This is a genomic window from Peptoclostridium litorale DSM 5388, assembly GCF_900141635.1.
Lineage (GTDB): Bacteria > Bacillota > Clostridia > Peptostreptococcales > Peptostreptococcaceae > Peptoclostridium > Peptoclostridium litorale.
The window spans coordinates 12,874-32,678 of sequence record NZ_FSRH01000003.1 but is presented as its reverse complement, the minus strand read 5'-3'; the positions used below and the strand labels follow the sequence as shown (position 1 = coordinate 32,678).

Annotated in this window: 16 protein-coding genes; 3 read left to right on the top strand and 13 right to left on the bottom strand. The window is 38.7% G+C overall.

The window, feature by feature from the left end:
- Positions 1-6: 6 nt before the first annotated feature.
- From BUQ87_RS03365 to BUQ87_RS03345, 5 genes are all read right to left on the bottom strand, one after another.
- A complete protein-coding gene (locus tag BUQ87_RS03365; protein ID WP_038267760.1) occupies positions 7-708 on the bottom strand; it encodes a YggS family pyridoxal phosphate-dependent enzyme in 702 nt (233 codons plus the stop codon).
- 12 nt (positions 709-720) lie between these two features.
- Entirely contained in the window at positions 721-1,968 is a 1,248-nt protein-coding gene (locus BUQ87_RS03360) for a biotin/lipoyl attachment domain-containing protein (RefSeq protein WP_038267759.1), read from the bottom strand.
- 178 nt (positions 1,969-2,146) lie between these two features.
- On the bottom strand, positions 2,147-3,154 hold the full coding sequence (locus BUQ87_RS03355; RefSeq protein WP_038267756.1) for an NAD(P)H-dependent glycerol-3-phosphate dehydrogenase: 1,008 nt from the start codon (positions 3,152-3,154) through the stop codon (positions 2,147-2,149).
- Between the two features lie 19 nt (positions 3,155-3,173).
- Positions 3,174-4,496: a ribosome biogenesis GTPase Der gene (der, locus tag BUQ87_RS03350; protein WP_038267753.1), complete on the bottom strand. Its 1,323-nt coding sequence runs from the start codon at positions 4,494-4,496 to the stop codon at positions 3,174-3,176.
- 151 nt (positions 4,497-4,647) lie between these two features.
- On the bottom strand, positions 4,648-5,799 hold the full coding sequence (locus BUQ87_RS03345) for an RNA-binding domain-containing protein (protein ID WP_038267751.1): 1,152 nt from the start codon (positions 5,797-5,799) through the stop codon (positions 4,648-4,650).
- 170 nt (positions 5,800-5,969) lie between these two features.
- Between BUQ87_RS03345 and BUQ87_RS03340 the strand changes: the two genes are divergently transcribed.
- Positions 5,970-6,869, top strand: a complete 900-nt coding sequence (locus tag BUQ87_RS03340) for a selenium metabolism-associated LysR family transcriptional regulator (protein WP_038267750.1) — start codon at positions 5,970-5,972, stop codon at positions 6,867-6,869.
- Between the two features lie 120 nt (positions 6,870-6,989).
- Here BUQ87_RS03340 and BUQ87_RS03335 read toward each other — a convergent pair whose 3' ends face one another.
- The 6 genes from BUQ87_RS03335 to BUQ87_RS03310 all read right to left on the bottom strand — a co-directional run bounded on the left by BUQ87_RS03335 (position 6,990) and on the right by BUQ87_RS03310 (position 14,908).
- On the bottom strand, positions 6,990-8,375 hold the full coding sequence (locus BUQ87_RS03335; RefSeq protein ID WP_038267749.1) for an aminopeptidase: 1,386 nt from the start codon (positions 8,373-8,375) through the stop codon (positions 6,990-6,992).
- 478 nt (positions 8,376-8,853) lie between these two features.
- Positions 8,854-10,290, bottom strand: coding sequence for a YfcC family protein (locus BUQ87_RS03330; RefSeq protein ID WP_038267748.1), 1,437 nt, complete (start codon positions 10,288-10,290; stop codon positions 8,854-8,856).
- Positions 10,291-10,466: 176 nt separating this feature from the next.
- A complete protein-coding gene (locus BUQ87_RS03325) occupies positions 10,467-11,576 on the bottom strand; it encodes an NAD/NADP octopine/nopaline dehydrogenase family protein (RefSeq protein WP_038267745.1) in 1,110 nt (369 codons plus the stop codon).
- 324 nt (positions 11,577-11,900) lie between these two features.
- Positions 11,901-13,220 carry a sensor histidine kinase gene (locus tag BUQ87_RS03320; protein ID WP_038267743.1) on the bottom strand — a complete coding sequence of 440 codons (1,320 nt, stop codon included), beginning with the start codon at positions 13,218-13,220 and terminating at the stop codon, positions 11,901-11,903.
- Complete coding sequence (locus BUQ87_RS03315) at positions 13,217-13,882, bottom strand: response regulator transcription factor (protein WP_038267741.1); 666 nt, start codon at positions 13,880-13,882, stop codon at positions 13,217-13,219. Before BUQ87_RS03315 ends, BUQ87_RS03320 begins: the two co-directional genes overlap by 4 nt.
- 66 nt (positions 13,883-13,948) lie before the next feature.
- The gene (locus BUQ87_RS03310; RefSeq protein ID WP_038267738.1) at positions 13,949-14,908 is read right to left on the bottom strand and encodes a 3'-5' exoribonuclease YhaM family protein; all 960 of its coding nucleotides are present in this window, start codon (positions 14,906-14,908) and stop codon (positions 13,949-13,951) included.
- A gap of 153 nt (positions 14,909-15,061) precedes the next feature.
- On the opposite strand from BUQ87_RS03310, the gene BUQ87_RS03305 reads away from it, so the two are divergent.
- Positions 15,062-17,551, top strand: coding sequence for a YceG family protein (locus BUQ87_RS03305; protein WP_052636391.1), 2,490 nt, complete (start codon positions 15,062-15,064; stop codon positions 17,549-17,551).
- A 25-nt stretch (positions 17,552-17,576) separates the two neighbouring features.
- Positions 17,577-18,683 carry a toxic anion resistance protein gene (locus tag BUQ87_RS03300; protein ID WP_143182388.1) on the top strand — a complete coding sequence of 369 codons (1,107 nt, stop codon included), beginning with the start codon at positions 17,577-17,579 and terminating at the stop codon, positions 18,681-18,683.
- Positions 18,684-18,761: 78 nt separating this feature from the next.
- On the opposite strand, the gene BUQ87_RS03295 is transcribed toward BUQ87_RS03300, so the two are convergent.
- The gene (locus BUQ87_RS03295) at positions 18,762-19,157 is read right to left on the bottom strand and encodes a CD1247 N-terminal domain-containing protein (protein ID WP_143182387.1); all 396 of its coding nucleotides are present in this window, start codon (positions 19,155-19,157) and stop codon (positions 18,762-18,764) included.
- Positions 19,158-19,198: 41 nt separating this feature from the next.
- Positions 19,199-19,726, bottom strand: a complete 528-nt coding sequence (locus BUQ87_RS03290; RefSeq protein WP_038267735.1) for a hypothetical protein — start codon at positions 19,724-19,726, stop codon at positions 19,199-19,201.
- Between the last annotated feature and the right edge of the window lie 79 nt (positions 19,727-19,805).

Below are 19,805 nucleotides of genomic sequence, written 5' to 3'. Positions count from 1 at the left end.
GACCTCCTAACTTTCATAGTTCCTTTCGCCGAATATAGCAGTTCCTATTCTGACCATATTTGAGCCCTCTTGAATTGCAATTCTATAGTCATTACTCATTCCCATGGACAAATATTCCATTTTCACACTTTCCATATTCATACCCTCAATTTGAATAGAAATATCTTTTAATTGCTTAAAATATGCCCTTGTTTCCTCAGGCTCTTCTGTAAATGATGCCATGCCCATAAGCCCTAGTATCCTTATATTTTTATAATTACTTGATACAGTCCTTATAAATTCAACCACGTCTTCCTTTGCAATGCCGTGTTTTGAATCCTCCTGAGATATGTTCACCTGCACAAGGCAGTCCATAATCTTCCCATTTTCCCCTGCCCTTTTATCTATTTCCTTTGCAAGTGATATCCTATCAAGCGAATGTATAAGGTCTACTTTATCAATTATATATTTTACCTTGTTGCTCTGTAAAGACCCTATAAGATGCCACCTTACATTTTTTTCCACTTCATCATATTTTCTAAGAACCTCTTGTACCTTGTTTTCTCCAATGTCAGTAATGCCTTCTCTTATGGCTTCATTCATCTTGTCGGCTTCCACAGTCTTTGTAACGGCTATCAAGACAACATCTTCAGCTGCTCTTCCTGTTTTCTTTGCATTTTGCAAAATATCCTTCTTTATCTCAGCTATGTTTTCTCCTATGACAGACAACTCTGTTCACCCCTATCTTATTTTCCTGCCCTCTTTTACTTTTTTAGGATTTAAAATAATTTCATCATATAGATTTACAGTTTTTACCTTGTCCCTTGTTATTTTCTTATAATCAAGTATAACATATTCACCGTTTTCCCCCAAAACACAATTTAACTCTTTAAAAGTGGCTACCCCCGTTTCGGAAACCACATACACGCCTTTTTTGCCTTTTTTCTCAACCACTGCCTTTTGTGGTATTTTTATTCCATTTAAATTCTTAAGCACTATTTCCACATCGTGAGCTCTCTCGTAATGGACAGCGGCGCTGCCTGCATTTGTCTTGAATTCCATTATGTATTTGCCGTATTTATCCTTGTATAGGCCTTTGATAACCCCGTATATCATGTCATCATCAACATTTACATAAAGACCTTTTCCCTTTTTAAACAGTTTGGCCTCTTTGGACTCAAGCGTAAACACCATATACCAGTAGTGATTGTTTATTATCTTGAATACGGGATCTCCCACATTCACATCTTTCCCCTTGCTTATGCGGTTCCTGTTTTGAATGCCGCTTAGAATTTGTGAATCTAATTTTCCAAGCTGGTCCGATTTAAGCATATCCTCATACCCGTCGGCAGAAAGGCACAGTTCTCCTGGGAATGTATTTTTTATAAATTTAGTTGAAGATTCCATTTTATTTCTTATTGCCGATATCTTGCTTGTGATTGAGCTTTTGTCACCAGAGTTTGAAAAACTGCCATACAGTATGCTTTTTTGGTCCATAAGATACATCATCTCTTTTTTAAGCCGCGGAATTAAAAGTATATTTTCATCCATGAAGCTGTTTTTTATCTCATGCCTTTTCACATCTATCATTCTGTCTAATTTCTCCGGTGCCAAAACATTCGGCGAGTATACCATCCCCGTTTCAATTATATCTATACGCCTTTGTATTGTATCAGCTTCTTCCTTGAGCTTTCTGTCGGCAAGGCTTATTTGTATTTCACATACATTTTTGTTGCTGCCCATACGCTCGCCTTCCTTGAAGAGATACTTGGGCACTCCTTGCGCATTAGAATAAAAAACCTGCTCGTCCCTCAGCAGCACACCTCTTTGGGGCATACTTTCAATGAGCTGCCCTTTTTTCACAGTGTAAGTTTGTATTCCCGTATTCATTATACTGATTACGAGATTATATATTATATAGCTAAATATCCCCACGAATATAATGTAATTCGAAATTTTTCTTTTAACTCTTCTTTTCTTTCTCGTCAATTGCAACACCTCAGCATGATTAATACGGCTCTTTATATAAATAATATATAGCAACCGCGCCAGCTTTTCAATTCAAATATAATTCTAAATTCCAAAACAAAAACTCTCTCCATTGTAAAACCCGCAAATTGAGCACATAAGGCTTTGGATTTGCGGGTCTTAAAACAAATATGAATTTTTATATGCTGAGATCTTCTATTTCATGCGTCTTGCTTCTCATCATAAGGTCTATTACGGATTTCTTTACATCCTTTCCGCTAAAGAGTACTCCGTACAGCTCGCTTGTTATAGGCATTTCGACATCATATTTCATAGAAAGTCCATATGCAACCTTTGCAGCCTCAACGCCTTCCACAACCATTTTCACCTCTGCAAGCGCTTCTTCAAGGCTTTTTCCCTGTCCTATTAGTATTCCAGCCCTTCTGTTCCTGCTGTGCATACTCGTACACGTCACTATAAGGTCTCCTATTCCAGAAAGACCCGAAAAAGTCTCGGCCTTTGCACCCATTGCTACTCCAAGCCTTACTATCTCAGTAAGCCCTCTTGTCATAAGAGCGGCTTTCGTGTTGTCCCCGTATCCAAGTCCGTCTGAAACTCCCGCAGCGAAGGCTATTATATTTTTAAGCGATCCCCCAAGCTCGACTCCAACAAGGTCGGCATTAGTATACACCCTGAACTTTGGAGATATGAACATATCCTGGACCACTTCTGCTACATCCATGTCATTTGATGCTACAACCACAGTCGTTGGCACATCCTTTGCAACCTCTTCTGCGTGAGAAGGTCCCGAAAGCACTGCAAAGCTGTTTTCCTCAAGTTCTTCTTCAACAACCTGCGATATTCTAAGGTTAGTCCCTCTTTCAAGCCCCTTTGCAACGTTTACTATTATCTGGTCCTTTGATATATAGGGTTTCGCCAGCCTTACGACTTCCCTTACCGCCTGGGAAGGTACCGCCATTACTATGGCCTTGGCCCCTTTTATCGAATCCTGCATGTCTATGTTGAGATTCATATTTTGAGGTATAATGACCCCCGGAAGAAAATCGATATTTTCCCTGGTTTTGTTTACATCCTCGCACTGAGACTCTTCATTGGTCCACATTTGAACCGCATACCCCTTTTTAGCAAGGAGTATTCCAAGAGCGCTTCCCCAGCTGCCTGCTCCAAGTATGCATATCTTATCCATAAAACACACCCTCTTTTATTTAATATCTGCTTTGCTTTTCCCTGCAGTAGAATCTTATAGGTGTTCCCTCAAATCCAAAGTTTTCCCTTATCTTGTTTTCAAGGTATCTTTGATATGAAAAGTGCATAAGTTCCTTGTCGTTTATAAAAACTGTAAACCCAGGAGGCTTTATGTTTGTCTGAGACACATAGTATATCTTAAGCCTTTTACCCTTGTCCGAAGGAGGCTGGTTGAGCATCATCGCCTCTGCTATAACCTCGTTTAGAACTCCAGTTTGAACTCTCATTGCATGCTGGTTCGATACGAATTTTATCTTTTCTATCATCTTGTCAAGCCTTTGTTTTGTAAGCGCAGAAACAAACATTACGGGCGCATATGAAAGGAATGCAAGCTGGTCTCTTACTTCCCTTGTATAGTCCCTCATTGTATTTGTTTCCTTTTCTACAAGGTCCCATTTATTTATAACTATTATGCAGGCCCTGCCTTCTTCATGGGCTATCCCAGCCACTTTTGTATCCTGCTCCGTAACACCTTCAGTCGCATCTATAACTATAAGTACGACATCTGACCTGTCGATTGCAGCCACAGTCCTTAGGACGCTGTATTTTTCAACGCCTGCCTCGACTTTTTTCTTTTTTCTTATCCCCGCAGTATCTATAAGGATGAATTTGTCATCGCCGTGTTCAAAATAAGTGTCTATTGAATCCCTTGTCGTTCCGGCTATAGGACTCACTATAACCCTTTCTTCCCCCAAAATGGAATTTAGTATTGAAGATTTGCCGGCATTAGGCTTTCCAGCTATGGCAACCCTTATCACGTCGTCTTCATAGTCAGTTTCCACGCCTTCCGGGAAGTTTGCTACAACCTCGTCAAGAAGGTCTCCTATCCCGAGACCTATTGAAGCTGAAATCTCCATAGGGTCTCCAAATCCAAGCTCATAAAAATCATAATAGTGCTCTGACACCTTGTCGTTGTCTACCTTGTTAAGCACAAGCACTACAGGCTTTTTGCTTCTCCTGAGCAGTTGGGCAACCTCTCTGTCTGTAGATGTAAGACCCGCCTTTGCATCCACAACAAAAAGTATTACATGTGCCATCTCTATGGCTATTTGAGCCTGCTTCTTTATAAGCGAAGGTATAAGCTCCTCGCTGTCAGGCTCTATCCCTCCGGTATCTATAAGCGTGAAATGGTGGTTCAGCCACTCTGCACGGGTATAATTCCTGTCTCTCGTAACTCCAGGGCTGTCCTCGACTATCGCCAATTTCCTGCCTGCTATTTTGTTGAAAAGCGTCGACTTTCCAACGTTCGGTCTTCCTACTATTGCAACTAACGCTCTACTCATATAAGCGCACCTCTTTCTAATAACTAATCTTTATATAACTGCACTACATTTATTTCGTATTCAAGCAAATCCCTGCTGCCGCGGTTTAATCGAAGTCATATGGGCAGTTTCCATCAAATTATGTTACCATGTATATGACATCGCAGTCAAGCTAGCATTCAAATCTATTTGATATTCCGGGAAATACCACCTTGAACATGTTCCTTCTGTATATGTTTAAAAACTTAACCCTGCAGGGCTCTTCAAAACAATTTTCCATCCTCTTTAAGCCCATTCCACTTTCCAAAAACCTTTTTTGTTCGTCAAGTATTATAAGCCTTTCATATATCCAGCTGTTTCTCCTTGGGGGATTGCTCTCCTTGGCAATCTCTTTGAGGCTGTCTCCGTTAAGTATGGTTCCAGGATTACTGACCTCCACCCTTTCACCGTCTATGTACACAACGGTCTCCCTGTTTATGTCAAAATAGTCCCTGTGCACAAGACTATTTCTAAGCGCCTCAAAAACCGCAGCGACCGGATAGCCCAGGCCTCCTATTAGCTCGTTTATATATTTTTCAGACCCATCCAGCATCTCCAGTATGTTTCCGTGAAAAATCCTAACGATCTTATCTTCTATATTGCTTACCACCCTTACAGATGAACCCACTATATATTTTTGGGGATGCCTTCCAAACACCATTAATCCTCCAAGAGTGGGATGCATGTGTCCGCTTTCCGTTGATACGCATATTCCAAGTGTTTCATAGAGCTCGTTCGATACCGCCTCGTCAAGATTTATCTTTTTGCAGTATTCATACACAAGCCTTTCGTCTATGTCAGCTGCAGAGGCTTCATATATTGGGGTTCTTTCTATGCTTAGTATTCCGCTTCTTTGAAACATTGATGCAACCTCTATCCTCCTGGCCACATCCGTTGTAGAACCCCTCCTTATGTAAAAAGCTCCGTTTTGCCTTATCTGATGGGGCTTTTGAATGCTCTTGAATATTGTAAGAACGCCTACGTTCTTCCTCTTGTACTTTACATACTCCATCCTTACAGGTACAGGAGGATCAATCCTTTGGGATATTATCTGCTGTATCTTTTCTTCCATATATTTGTCACATTCAACTCCTATGACATTCTTGTTCTTGTCCTCTATACCGAATACTATATAACCCCTTCCTCCAGGTGTGTTTGCAATCGCCGCAACGTCCTTTGCAAATTCCTTTTTTTGGCTGCTGGTCAAAAGTTCCATGTCTCTTTTAAAGTCAAGTTTTGCGCCTTCCGATTTCTTTATAAGCATTTGCAATTTGTTCAGCTCCATGCCCATGCCCCCCTAATTATAGTTTTTATAATTATATTATAAAGCAATGATTCGACAAAAAACATTCTATTAATAAAATTTATTTGATATAATCTATATGTCCCGGATTAAAATATTCAATAGTGTTTTAGTCCCTGCGGATAAATTTCACTCAGAAAGAAGGGATTCAATTGGATTTCAAACAACTCGAAAGCTTCATATCAATAGCCAGGCACAAGAGCTTCTCTAAGGCTGCAAAAGAACTTTTTCTTACCCAGCCGACCATAACAAACCACATACAAAATCTCGAAAAGGAACTTGGAACAATACTGATAAACAGGTCGAACAGGACAATATCGCTTACAAAGGCCGGCGACATACTCTACGACTTTGCAATCGATATGATAAACACAAAGAAAAACACACTGTTCACACTCGGGGAGTACAAGGGTAAAATCGAAGGCCTTATAGAAATAGCATCCAGTACAATACCTGAGGAATACGTGGTGCCAGAGCTTATAAAGTCGTTCAGCAAGAAATTCCCTCACGTAAAATACTCTCTAAAGCATTTCGACTCAAGTGATGTAATAGACGAGATACTCAACCAAAAGTCAAATTTCGGCTTTGTAGGCGCCAAGATACGCAACTCTCAAATCGAATATATGACCATCTCTGCTGACGAGCTCGTTCTAATAGCACCCTCTAGCATGGATATAAAAAGCGAAGATGGCTATATAGACCTCAATAACTTCAAGGGCCACCCTCTGATAATGAGAGAGACCGGTTCCGGAACCAGAGATCTTTTCATAAGAGAACTTGAAAAACACAAGCTTTCAATGGATTCGTTCAATATAGTAGCCCATGTTGAAAATACAGAGTCCATAAAGCAAATGGTCAGAAAAGGCATGGGAATATCTATAATATCAAAGGCGGCAGTAGAAGACGAGCAAAGCTTCAACCTTCTCAATGTGTACAAGATAAGGGGCCTAAAGTTAAATAGACACTTTTATTTCGCCTACCCTAAAAAGAGAACACTCGCCCCTCTTGAAGAAAAATTCAAGGAACACGTTCTTGATTTTGTAAGCATTTGATTGCAGCGCCTTAGAGGAATTTACATCAAATTCCTGAGACCTTGCAAATCTCAAACTAGAAAAAAACCTCTGGCGTTCTCAGATAAAACCATTGAGAATTTCAGAGGTTTTGTGTATATATTAAGCGTTTTTCAGGAATGCCAGATATCCCTTTTTAGCCATGTATGCGTCTACCTTGCTTGCAAGCTCCATAGGTGCGTGCATGCTCAAAAGCGCTACTCCGCAATCCACAACTTCCGCGCCATAGTTCGCAAGTATATAAGCTATGGTTCCGCCGCCGCCTTGGTCAACTTTTCCAAGCTCTCCAATCTGCCATACAACTCCATTTTCATTGAATATGTTTCTTACCGAGGCAACAAATTCAGCATTTGCATCATTACAGCCCGACTTGCCCCTTGCTCCGGTATACTTGGCTATTACAAGCCCCTTACCTATATATGCGCTGTTTTTCTTGTCCATGACCTCAGGGAAGTTAGAGTCAAATCCCGCAGTCACGTCTGCAGAAAGCACCTTCGTACTTGCAAAAGCTCTCTTAAGCTTTAGCTCGTTGTAGTCTCCCTGAAGGTTTATAAGCTCTGCAACAGCATTTTCAAAGAATTTAGACTCCATGCCCGTATTTCCCACAGAACCTATCTCCTCTTTGTCTGCAAATACAGCAACGCATGTACGCTGGGGAGATTCGACCTCAAGAAGCGCTTCAAGACATGCAAATGAGCACACTCTGTCGTCATGTCCATATGCAGCCATAAGAGACCTGTCCAAACCGACATCTCTTGCCTTTCCAGCCGGTACGACCTGAAGCTCTGCGCTAATGAAATCCTCTTCGACCATGCCGTATTTTTCGTTCAAAAGCTTAAGTACATTCATTTTTATGGCATTTTTTTCTTCATCTGGATCAGGCATAGACCCTGCTATAATATTAAGCCCTTCTCCAGTTATAAACTCTGAAGCCTTTTTTTGCATCTGGTCCTTTGCAAGGTGAGGAAGAAGGTCCGAAATGTAAAACACGGGATCGTCATTGTCCTCGCCTATGTTTATATTAACAGCCTCTCCGCTTGTTTTAATAATAACTCCGTGAAGACTTAGCGGAATCGATGCCCATTGATATTTCTTGACTCCACCGTAGTAATGAGTCTTAAGAAGTGCCATCTCCGACTCCTCATAAAGCGGAAACGGCTTAAGGTCAAGCCTTGGAGAGTCTATATGCCCCCCCACTATGTTCATTCCCTTTTCTATATCCTCTTTTCCGATTATAAAAAGAGCCGCCCCCTTGCCCCTGTTTTCAAAATATACCTTGTCACCGGCACTTAGCTCTCCATCCTTCATGTCCCTGAAGTCTACAAAGCCGTTCTTTCTGGCTACATCCGCTATGAATCTGGTACATTCCCTTTCAGTCTTTCCCTCATCCAAAAACTTCTTATATCTTTGGCAGTATGCCATTACCTCTTCTTTTTCGCAAGGGCTCATGCCCTTCCAGGCGTTTTTAAATTCATAATTAAGCTGCATTCTATTTACCTCCACTCAGACAAAAAAAGTTATACGTAAAAAAATATTATTCATCCATTATACCATAACTTAAGCCCATGTTTTGATTTTCAATGTGAATTTTTTAAAAATTATACCTGTATACACTTCTCCCATCAAGACTCCACACTCTCTGCGAAAACTCACCTTCCTTTACATTTACAAACAACAGTCCCTTTGAATAATTTCCAAATTGAAAAACACCTGAAAAATAGAATCCAAAATCCACAATTGTAATGTATATAAACTTTTACGCACAATCCATATAGTAAGTACTGTTTTCAAATAACAAACTATCAAAAACTTCTCTGCTATACCGTTTTTTTAACTTAATTGTTTTTCGTTGTTTTCCACAAAGTCTAATTTAAATAAAAAACCCCTTTTTGAACGTATATCATATACTTTACCGTTTGTCAAAAGGGGTTTTTTATTTATGAAATTTTTTACAATAGTTTTATGCTTAACCCACAGGATATATCTTTAATCCTATAAACAAGAATACAGCAGCAACAAACCATAAAACAGTTACCAAAGGCAGTATAACCTTAAGCCATTTTTGAAAAGGTATTTTGCTAATACTTAGCGCTGCCATCAATATACCCTGTGTCGGAAATATAAAGTGCCCTATCCCACATCCATATTGATAGGCGGTTACAATAACTTGTCTGTCGACTTTGACAAGGTCCCCAAGTGGAGCCATCAATGGCATTGTTAAAGCCGCTTGAGCAGAAGATGATGGCACTAAAAAATTTATAACCGTTTGTATTAATAAGTTAAGTGTTGTAAATACACCTTTAGGAAGACCATTCAGCGTACCTGCAAGCGAGTTTAGAATTGTATCAATAATTTTGCCGTCCTGTGCTACAATCAAAATTCCTCTTGCAACTCCGATTACTAGCGCTGCAAAACATATGTCCTTGCATCCTTCTACAAAAGACCCCGCAACATCTTTCTCCGTCATAACACCTGCAATCATAGCCACTATTCCAGCAAATAAAGCTATTGCCAAAAAAACCATTGTTATTTCCTCTATATACCAGCCTAATTCCTTTACTCCATATGACATTAATCCAATGCCAGCCATGAAGCCTGCAAGGATTGCACCATGATGCCATCTGAAATTTGCCATAGACTGGCATTCACTGCTTAAAAAGTGCTCTCTATTTTTCTTGTCAATTTCATACATCGGAGAAAGTTTCGGATTATTTTTTACTCTTTTCGCATACCACATAACAAAAGCTATAGATATGCTCATATAAATAAAAAATTGAATCCATCTGAACTCTATTCCCGAACTTATTGGTATGCCAGCACTAGCTTGAGCAATACCCACTGCGAACGGGTTAGATGTTGATGCCGTAACACCTGTCTGAGCGCCTAAAAATATTATCATTGCGCCTGTCAAAGAATCATATCCCATAGACATCATTAGCGGTATAAATATCATATAAAATGGGAGGGTTTCTTCCGCCATCCCCATAATTGTTCCCCCAAGTCCAAATAGCAACATTGCCACAGGTATAATAAGCATTTCTCTTCCTGCAAGCATCTTCACTACTCTGGAAACTCCTGCTTCAATCGCCCCTGTACTACCTAAAATACCGAATGCCCCACCTAGTAAAAGCACAAATACAACAACGTCTGCTGCTGCTACAGTTCCTTTCATAGGGGCTGTCAAAACGCCCGTAAGTGCTTGGCGGGTATCTTGCACCACAACACCATTTTCCCTTTGAACCTTTTCAACCTGTTTGTAAGTTCCTGCAATAGGCGTTGGCTTCTTAGCGTCTTTTGCATAGTCAAATTCTCCACTTGGTACAATCCACGTGAGTGATGCCATCAAAATTATAATTCCAAACAGTAAAGTAAGCGTATGTGGAACTTTTATTCTTCCTTCCATATTATGCCTCCCAACAAAATAATACTTCATGCGATTTAGCTGTAATATTTAATAATCCGATCCTAAATATCTCTCTAAAATCATTTAGACATTGAAATCAAATTAAAAGTGAATTTGCAAGAATCTGAAAATTCATCAGATTCTTCAGCTGCAAATGTATTTGCTTGAGTTAAAGTCTAGCAAGAAAGATATTTAACTATTTCTTCCACATTCATGTTGTCAAGCCCCATTGTTTCCAATGTTCTCCCGCTTTTGAAATAATTTTCATCATTATATGCCGAAGCTATGTGTATGCACGATTCTACTATCGGAATATTAAGACCTGCCACTTTGGCCAGTTCAAAGCATGGCACTAGAAGATATGCCACATCTTCTGTTATATATCTACTCTTTGAACTTGCCGGAGAACTGTTTATCTTGACATGAGTCGTTGAGGCTCTGTTAAATTCATATACCGTTTTGTAGTTACTGTTGTATAGGGCATTCATTGCTTCTAATTCCGTTTTTAAATCAAATCCAAATTGTGCTCCCACAGATAAACGCTCTTCGTCCATTTTTGCAGCTGCATTTGCGGTTGCTACACTACAGCAATCTCTATAATAATTGAATTCCCCATTAAAGTTTTCAAGAAGTCCCATGTTTAATGTCGTTAACAGCGGATGTCCTCCAAAATTAATATTTTCTAACCCTGCTACAATTGGATTGTCCAAAAATTCCAATCTCAGCGGCAGTATGTTGTCTATTTTAGACTTTGCATATTCTAAATTCGAATATGGGAAAACACTCATAGGCAGAAATTCTTTGAGCCCCATTATAGCAATTTTCGCAGGCTCAACTGCTCTGCATGCCCAAGGTATACTTATTGCATCTACGAATGTAAGCTTCAGATCAGATCTTGCACTGTCATTTTTGATCTTATTTAAAACCAACCCCCCATAATTACCTGGCATAAGTATTATTATTTGGTCATCTTTAAGGTGTGGAAGCATTTTTTCAAATAGTATTTCTTGTGCAAAAGATGGGCATATCAGTACAAGTACATCCGAAAACTCAACCGCTTCTTTTATATCCGTAGTCGCCTTGGTTATCTTCTCAAACCCAGAGAATAGCATTTTGCACTCATGTAGTTCTTCTAATGCTTCTATTCCTCCCTTTTCATTTATGGCATTTATTTGCGTATCGAACATAGGTGAATCATAAACGCAAACCGAATTTCCAATTTTACTCAAATGATATGCTGCTGTCAAACCTCCATTGCCAGCCCCTATAACACTAACTTTTTTCATTATTTAGTCCTCCCTCGAAAAATTTAAATTTCTTTACTCGCCATATCCACATTCCTAAAGCGAAGGAAAACTTTTTCCTTCACTATTGACTTAATTCATTTTAAAAAAACATTGTGCACATAATATGCTGATTATGTATTTTTTTATGCTTTAATTATGTTAAATTGTGTCACATTCCGTCGAATTGTATGTGTTTCTCCTGAAATTCACTAAATTCTCACGGGCCATCCAAATAAATCTGGCATTTTCCTGATTTATCAAGACAAAAAAATCCGGAAGTCTTATAAAAAAGACCTTCCGGATCTATAGAACTTGTTAATTATTTTATTTAGGCAATTCAACTTTAAACATACACCCTTTTACAGTAGGTATGAATGTAATGTCCCCATTGTGAAGCTGAAATATCTTTTTACATATACTCATACCCAGTCCATAGTTTCCATTCAAGCCTTTTTCAAAAGGCTTGAATATATAATTGATATGCCTATCATCTATTTTTTCACCATCATTATAAAATAAAATTCTGATAGTTTCACTTGCAATTATAGAACGTACAATTATGCGTTTTTCAGCATACCTCAATTGATTTTCTATTATATTTTCAAATGCAACTGATATCTTATCTTCATACCCTGATATGTCAAGATCAGCATCTAGGTTTAAAATCACTTCCACGTTGGTTTTCGAATCTTTAATAGCTTTAAAGTTCTCCATGATTTTCTGTATAGTCAGACCTAAATTCACTTGCGAAAGATTCTTTTTATCTTGTTCTTCTTGCTCTTTATCAAGTTCAGCAATAAATAAAAGGTCTTTCACCTTATTCTCCATGCGATTTGTCTGTTCGAGCACCGTATCGAGAGTAGAATTTAAATTTCCATTTGGATAAATATTTTCTTTGGCGGCTTGAATATAACTGGATATAATCATTATAGGTGTTTTTAATTCATGTGATATATATTGAAGCACTGATTGCTGGAGTTTATCTCTTTCAACCAATTTTTTCCTCATACCGTCAAACGACCTTACAAGGCTCAATATGTCCTCATTATCAGTGGAAATTTCCATTTGCTCAGTCCAATCTTTATGCGCAATTTTATTTGCATAATCACCTATTTGGTTTATATCCGATGTTAAATGCCTGCATATTATTCTTATAATATATATGGATATGCTGAATACGAATACAACGGATATTAAAAACCATACTAATATTTTCGGAAAAACTTCCCTGTATATGTCTTTGATAATCGAGTATTTATATACTTGTTCTCCATTTTCTTGATCAATATCTATCATATACATCAAATACTTGTCTGCTATTTTTTCCTTGTACAGCTTGCTTCGTACCAATTGATTTTTTGCATCCTCATAAACTCGATCTGCAATCTCTTCCCCATGAATCGCTTCCACCAAATCAATGCTATGGGCAGTTACACCCAGTATCCATTCATCTTTCACGTGCAAGCTTTGATTAGAATCATGAGTGTGCATTTCTATAACTTTGTCTTCAAATATATTGCTAAAATAATAGTACGACCAAAAATAGATAATTCCTATGCTCAGCATGCACACTGCCGTAATAAGTGTTGAAAAATAAACACACAGCTTGAAGTATAGTGTTTTTTTATTCTTGAATTTAATCATAAATTGCACCTGTATCCATATCCATATATGGTTTCTATATCAAGGAAAGGCATTTTTTTTCGTATTTTCTTGATATAATTATCCACTACTCTAGCGCTGCCAAAGTAATCATCACCCCAAATATTATTCAGTATATTATCCCTCGATAAAGCTATAGACCTGTTATTTACAAAATATAAAACTATATCGTATTCACGAGAAGTCAAATCGATAATTTTATTTTCATATGTTATTGACCGCTTTTTCAAATCAAGAATATAATTACCTGCTTTTACTTCCGCTTTAGATATTTGATTGTTTTTATAAAATCTCTCTATCAATTTTTTCGACCTCAAAACAAGTTCTTTAGGAAGAAAAGGTTTTGATATATAGTCATCACAGCCCATTTCAAGACCCAAAACCCTATCAAGCCCATCGCCTCTGGCTGAAATGAGAATAATAGGAGTACTTTCATTGGCGCCTTTTATATCTTTAAGCAATTCAAAGCCGTTCCCATCCGGAAGCATTATATCTATGATCCACAAATCTATTTTGGTGTTGAACGCTTTTCTAGCATCAGTCAAATTCGAATAAGATATGACATTAAAGCCTTCCTTCGATAAGTAAATTTTCAATATGTCATTTAAAGCCTTTTCATCTTCAATCAGGCATATGCAATACATAAAAACACCTCTTGCTATTAAAATAATATTAAAATCAACATTTAAGCCTTTGACTTAATTCTACAATTAGAAATTATACCTGTATACACTTCTCCCATCAAGACTCCACACCCTCTGCGAGAACTCACCTTCCTGAGTATCGTCAACCGCCTTTTTAAAATCATACATCCTTGCGTCCATGATATCGAGGTAGTGAAGCATCTCGGCTTCAGGTATCAGCGGCTTTTTAGGGCTTCCGTACTCAGCCTCGAAGTGGTGTGAAAGTATCATGTGCTCAAGAAGCATGGCAGTCTCTTTGGGCGCTCCAATTTCAGCGGCCGCAGACTCCACTTCCTTTATTCCCTGTATTATGTGCCCAAGAAGCTTTCCCTCCACGGTGTATTCGGAAACCATCCCAATTTCATTGGAGTCCATTTCATCCACCTTGCATATGTCATGGAGCACCACCCCTGCATATAAAAGGTCGCTGTTTAAAAACGTGTATATTTCCATAAGCTTTTCAGCAGCCGAAAGCATTGTCATTATATGGTACAAAAGCCCAGACCTTATTGCATGGTGATTTGACTTGGCCGCCGGATAATACATAAGTCTTTCCCTTTTCTTGTCCATTATGAGCTTTACTATTCCCCTTATGTCGTTTGAACTTATATTGTCGACATATCCGCTTATTATCCCATACATGTGCTCCGCCTCATACGGAGCCGCCGCCACAAACTGCTCAATGCTTACGCCGTCATCCTCAACCGCCTGTCTCATCTTCTCTATTTTAAGCTGAGCTGTATTTTTCCAAGTGCTTACAAGCGCCCTCACCTTTACAATGCACCCCGTCTCATATGAGGTCTCCTCGTATGGGCCCATGTCCCAGAGCTTTGCATTTATATCTCCCGTCTTGTCCGAAAGCATAATGTCCAGATAATTCTTGTTGTTGCTTGCGGTTTTCACCTCGATTGACTTTACTAGGAAAAAACCATCTATCTTGTTTCCAGGTTCAATAGCATTTATGCCCTTTACATCAAAAAAATTCATATATATACCTCGTTTCCAGTTTATTATAAATGTAGTGTATCCATATACTAATTCTATTCGATTTTAAAGTTTTTGTAAAACTTGACAGTATATTTATGTGATATACTTAAAAATAAACCTACAATAAAGACCCCTTTACGGAAGGTGAAAAACATGAATAAATACGGAGATATTTTCACTACAAGACTTAAAATTTCAAATGACATACTGAGGGATTTTGCAGAGCCTCGCAAAATTGACATGTCGTCTCAAAGACATGACGTAGATATCTTTTTCTACAGGTATATAGGCATGGATTCTTCTAAAGATACTTATATTGATCAGATACGGTCTGTATTCATATCCCTGCTGGAAAAAAACATCCCGTTTCTGCACTATATAGGCGAGCTGTCCAGTTCCCTGGATACTTCTTCTGTTTCAAGCGTCAAGGATTCATTCTCGAATTGCAGCGGCCTTAGGGACATAAAATGCGTATGCGAAAGCCTTGAAAAAAACGGTTCATTCTACAGTACTTCGAACGACATTTTAAATATTTCTGCAATAGCGTCATTTAGGAAGGTTATTTCGCTTTTCATGGCCAACAACAAAAATACAAACATGACAATATTAAAAAATCTATGCGCAAAGCTTCTATCGTGGATAAACACTACCCTTCCAAAATTGGACGAAATCTTAAAAAGTGCCGGTGATTCGGATAAAATCACGCTCCCCAAGATAATATACATGGGAGATATAAAAAACCACGAGATATATTTTTTGATATTCCTTTCAATGTTAGGGTGCGACGTGCTTTTTGTAAACTCAATGGGAGATTGCGAATTTAGCATGGTGGACAAATACGAGACCTACTCGAAACTGAGCCTAAATGCCAAAACCTCAGTAGAGGTGGACTATAGCGGTATAATACCATCCATACCAAAGGAGTATTTCAATTACACAGAATCTCAAAACATAATAAACGCCTCGCTAAAGAGCTCTACGGACATATTTTTAGACATTTCATACCCTCTCCAAAAAAGAAGCGGCTTTATAGCAGGGGAATCCCCCATTGTGCCAGTATTTTTTTACAGGGTAATAGGGATATCCGAAAACAGCGACAAATACTACAACAGCATATACACTCTGCATAAAAAGCTCTCAAGCCTAAAAGGGCTATACCTCAAGTTCGAAGATCAAATACCTATTCCATCGGACAAGAGTTCAGCAGTCATAGGCCTGGGGCTTAAGAATCTTTTCGAGGACTTTGACTTTAGGAATTCAATTCTTTGGATCAACTTTCTCAAAAAGCAGGGGATTACAAATATAAGCCAAAATTATACGATAAACAGCTCTTTTGAAAAAAACCTAAAGCTCGTGCTGGATCTTTACATCAAAAATACACCCGACATAAATTTTACAAAGCTTAAAAATTTCTGCCTTAAAATGCTTATATGGGCCAAGAAATATATGGATGCCCTTTTTTCAGGGTTCGACTTTGCAAGTACAGACGAAAATGCATACAACCCCAAAATTCTCTACTACGGGGACATTAAGCTTCATGAGATATACTTTCTCATTCTTATGTCGAAATCCGGCTGCGATGTTCTTTATATAAACACCTCTTCTGACGGAGAGTTTTCAGCAATAGACAAAAACCAGGCGTATTCAAAGACAGTGACCCTGCCGAAAAAGGAGGCCATAGAGCCCTTCCCAAAAACGGAAAGGATTTCAAGGCACGAAACGGTTGCATACAAGTCATCTAGGGAGATATCGAATATAATATATTCGGATGAGGACGGATTTTACAGGCCTTGGCAGTTTGAAAACCACAATGCAAGCCCGGTGACTCTTAAAACGACATACGATGAACTCAAAATACTCTGGAACGAGCAGGCTCGACTCAGATCTAGCTTCAAGGCCGATTCTACCACAGTGTTCATACCCAATATATTTTCAAAGATAAGCGGAGTCCATGATGACATTGGCGAATACGCCCAGGAAATAGAAATGTTCAAATCGGCAGAGAACGTATTTTTCACAAGTGATGTTCCGTTTTCAAACTCAGGCTTTTCAACAGGGACGCCTTCAGGCTACTCGAAAAGCGGGACTGTAAAAAGGGACAACACATACCCCTACAGATTCTTTTTGGGATCAAGCGGAAAAATAGAAAAAAAGGCGCTGGTTTCAAGCAGTCTTTACAAGTTTTCTCACCTAAAGACATCACTCCAGTATGCCATAATATCAAAAATCCAGTATCTCATGGACTCTGACATACTTACAATGGATCATCACGAAGACATGAAACTTAAAATACTTTCGGTGATACTCAATATCGACAAGGCTCTTTTGAATATGATACAAAAATTCGACTACCCTTTCGATATTCCGAAATTCATTGCATATGACAGCAGCGAAAACATATTCAGTTTGGAGGACTGCATAATAATATCCTTTTTATATTTATTTGGATTTGACATACTTATAATAACTCCAACCGGGTATAATAACATGGAAAAATATATTAACTCCAAATATTTCGATGTACACAAGCTTGAGCATGTCAAATTTGACCTGGACATTCAAAATGTTTATTCATACTCAAATTTGGCAAGGAAAAAGGGAAAGTCGCTCTGGTCGAGCATATTCGGAAACAGCGGCAGATAATTGAACATGCGAAAGGAGCATTCAAATGGAAAGTGTAAACAATATGGCTGAAGAAAAATATGAAATTGACATCCAGAAAAAAACTCAGGAGGTTGAAGACAAACTGCAGCACTCTAATGAAGTTATGGTTCTTGCAAACCAAATCGACATAGCTAAGCCCGAAAGCATATCAGCATTTGGGCACGAGACGGCTCATGAGATATCAAAATTTGCGGACAAAATACTGGCTACCATTCAAACCACCTCAGTTGAGGATTCAGGCCAGCTTCTCATTCAGCTCAACAAAATAATGGACAGATTCGACTCTTCGGATTTCAGCGCCGAAGAAAAAAAAGCTGGCCTTTTGAGCAGGCTATTCAAAAAAACGAAGGACTCAATAGACTCCCTTTTCCAAAAATACAATACCATGGGAAACGAAATGGACAAGGTCTATGTTCAGCTTAAGGAATACGAGTCAGAGGTTAAAAATTCAAATTCAATGCTGGATGACATGTTCGGACGCAATATGGACTATTACGAAATACTCGAAAAATACATCCTGGCCGGAAAAAAGGTTCTAGAGGACATTCAGGGGAATCTAATCCCTGACCTGAAAGCAAAAGCCGAATCACCCTCGGCAAGCCAGATAGACCACGTCAATCTTTCAAACGCACTTCAGATAGATGAAATGATGCAGCAGAGGATATTCGACCTTGAACTTGCAAAAAACGTGTCGCTGCAGACAATGCCTCAGATCAAAATGATACAAAAAGGCAACTACAACCTTGTAAGAAAGATAAACTCGGCTTTCATAGTCACAATACCAATATTCAAGCAGTCGCTAATACAGGCTATCACCCTTAAAAGGCAGGCCATACAGGCAAAAGCCATGGCGGCACTTGACGAAAAGACTAACGAGCTGCTTCTTAAAAATGCGGAAAACACAGCCCTTCAGTCAAAGCTTTTGGCACAGCTTTCAGGCGGAAGCTCTATAAATGTTGAAACCCTTGAAAAGTCTTGGCAGACAATAATAAAAGGCATAGAAGAGACAAAACAAATACAAGAGGACAACAAAAGAAAAAGAGAAGAAGGCAGCAAGAAGCTTCAGGAAATACAAGACGACTTCAAAAGAAGAGCCCAGTCCCAGGTTTAAAACAAAGTGCCTCAACACTACGACAACTACAATATAAATGTCCCCAAAATAAAAGCGGCCTATGGCCGCTTTTATTTTCTACTCTTCTATACCCTCAAGCTCTTCGTCGTTCATAATGACATTCTTGCAGTTTGGGCATACTATCTCAATGTCCTTGTCACACATCAGGCCTTCATCAACATATATTGTCTCGCCGCAGTTGGGACATACTATTTCGACTGTATTGAAATCATCTTCATCTTCAAACCTTAACATTTCGTCCTCTATGTCTGCAATATCTTCGTCTATCGACTCTATATACTCTTCTAGCTCCTCCTGGTTTTCCTGTATATCTGCAAAAATATCAACAAAATCCTCAAGCATGTCAACTATGCTTAAAAGAAGCTTGGCCTCTTTCGTATCCTCTTTTATGTCCAATCCGTCTGAAAGCCCCTTTATATAAGCCAGCTTTTCATATATATAGTTTATACTCATTTTCCGCCCTCCCCTTCTTCTTAATTAGCATACCCAATCAGTTAGCCTGTCTTTGCTTTGGATGCATAGTAAGCTTCCGCAAACCTCACTATATCAGGCGCCACGTCCATTCCATAGTCAAAGCTTGTCTTCAAAAGTTCCCTAACCTTTGCCCAGTCCACATCCTGACTGTTAAGCTCCTTGTTCACACTTCTAAAAAGCTCTCTTATCGCTCTTTTAGTCTCTGTATTTTCACTTAAAAGGTCTATCTTTGAAAGTATCCTTATCCCTATATCAGTGTCCATGGCATCCTCTTCAACATAGTCATTCTCCCAGTAGTTATTCCCCTCTTTTATAAATCTCGCCTTTTCCTTGGTTGATATGATCTTTAAGTTGAGAAGTATGCCTTCTATTGTGGAACTTTCCCTCAAATGCCTGTATTCATCAGAGTTTTTTTCATATATGTCCCGTACAGCATTAAAGCAATTGTTGTGCCATTCTATATACTTGAGTGTATGCCTGTCATTTTCAGTAAAATTCACGCCTTTTTCTATAAGCTCATCCAATTTGTTTATTTTATTGTGTCCCATAAATATCCCCCCATTTTTAAAGAGTATATCTTTTTTATACCTATTTAAGACGGATTCTAACAAATTATTGCACTTATTA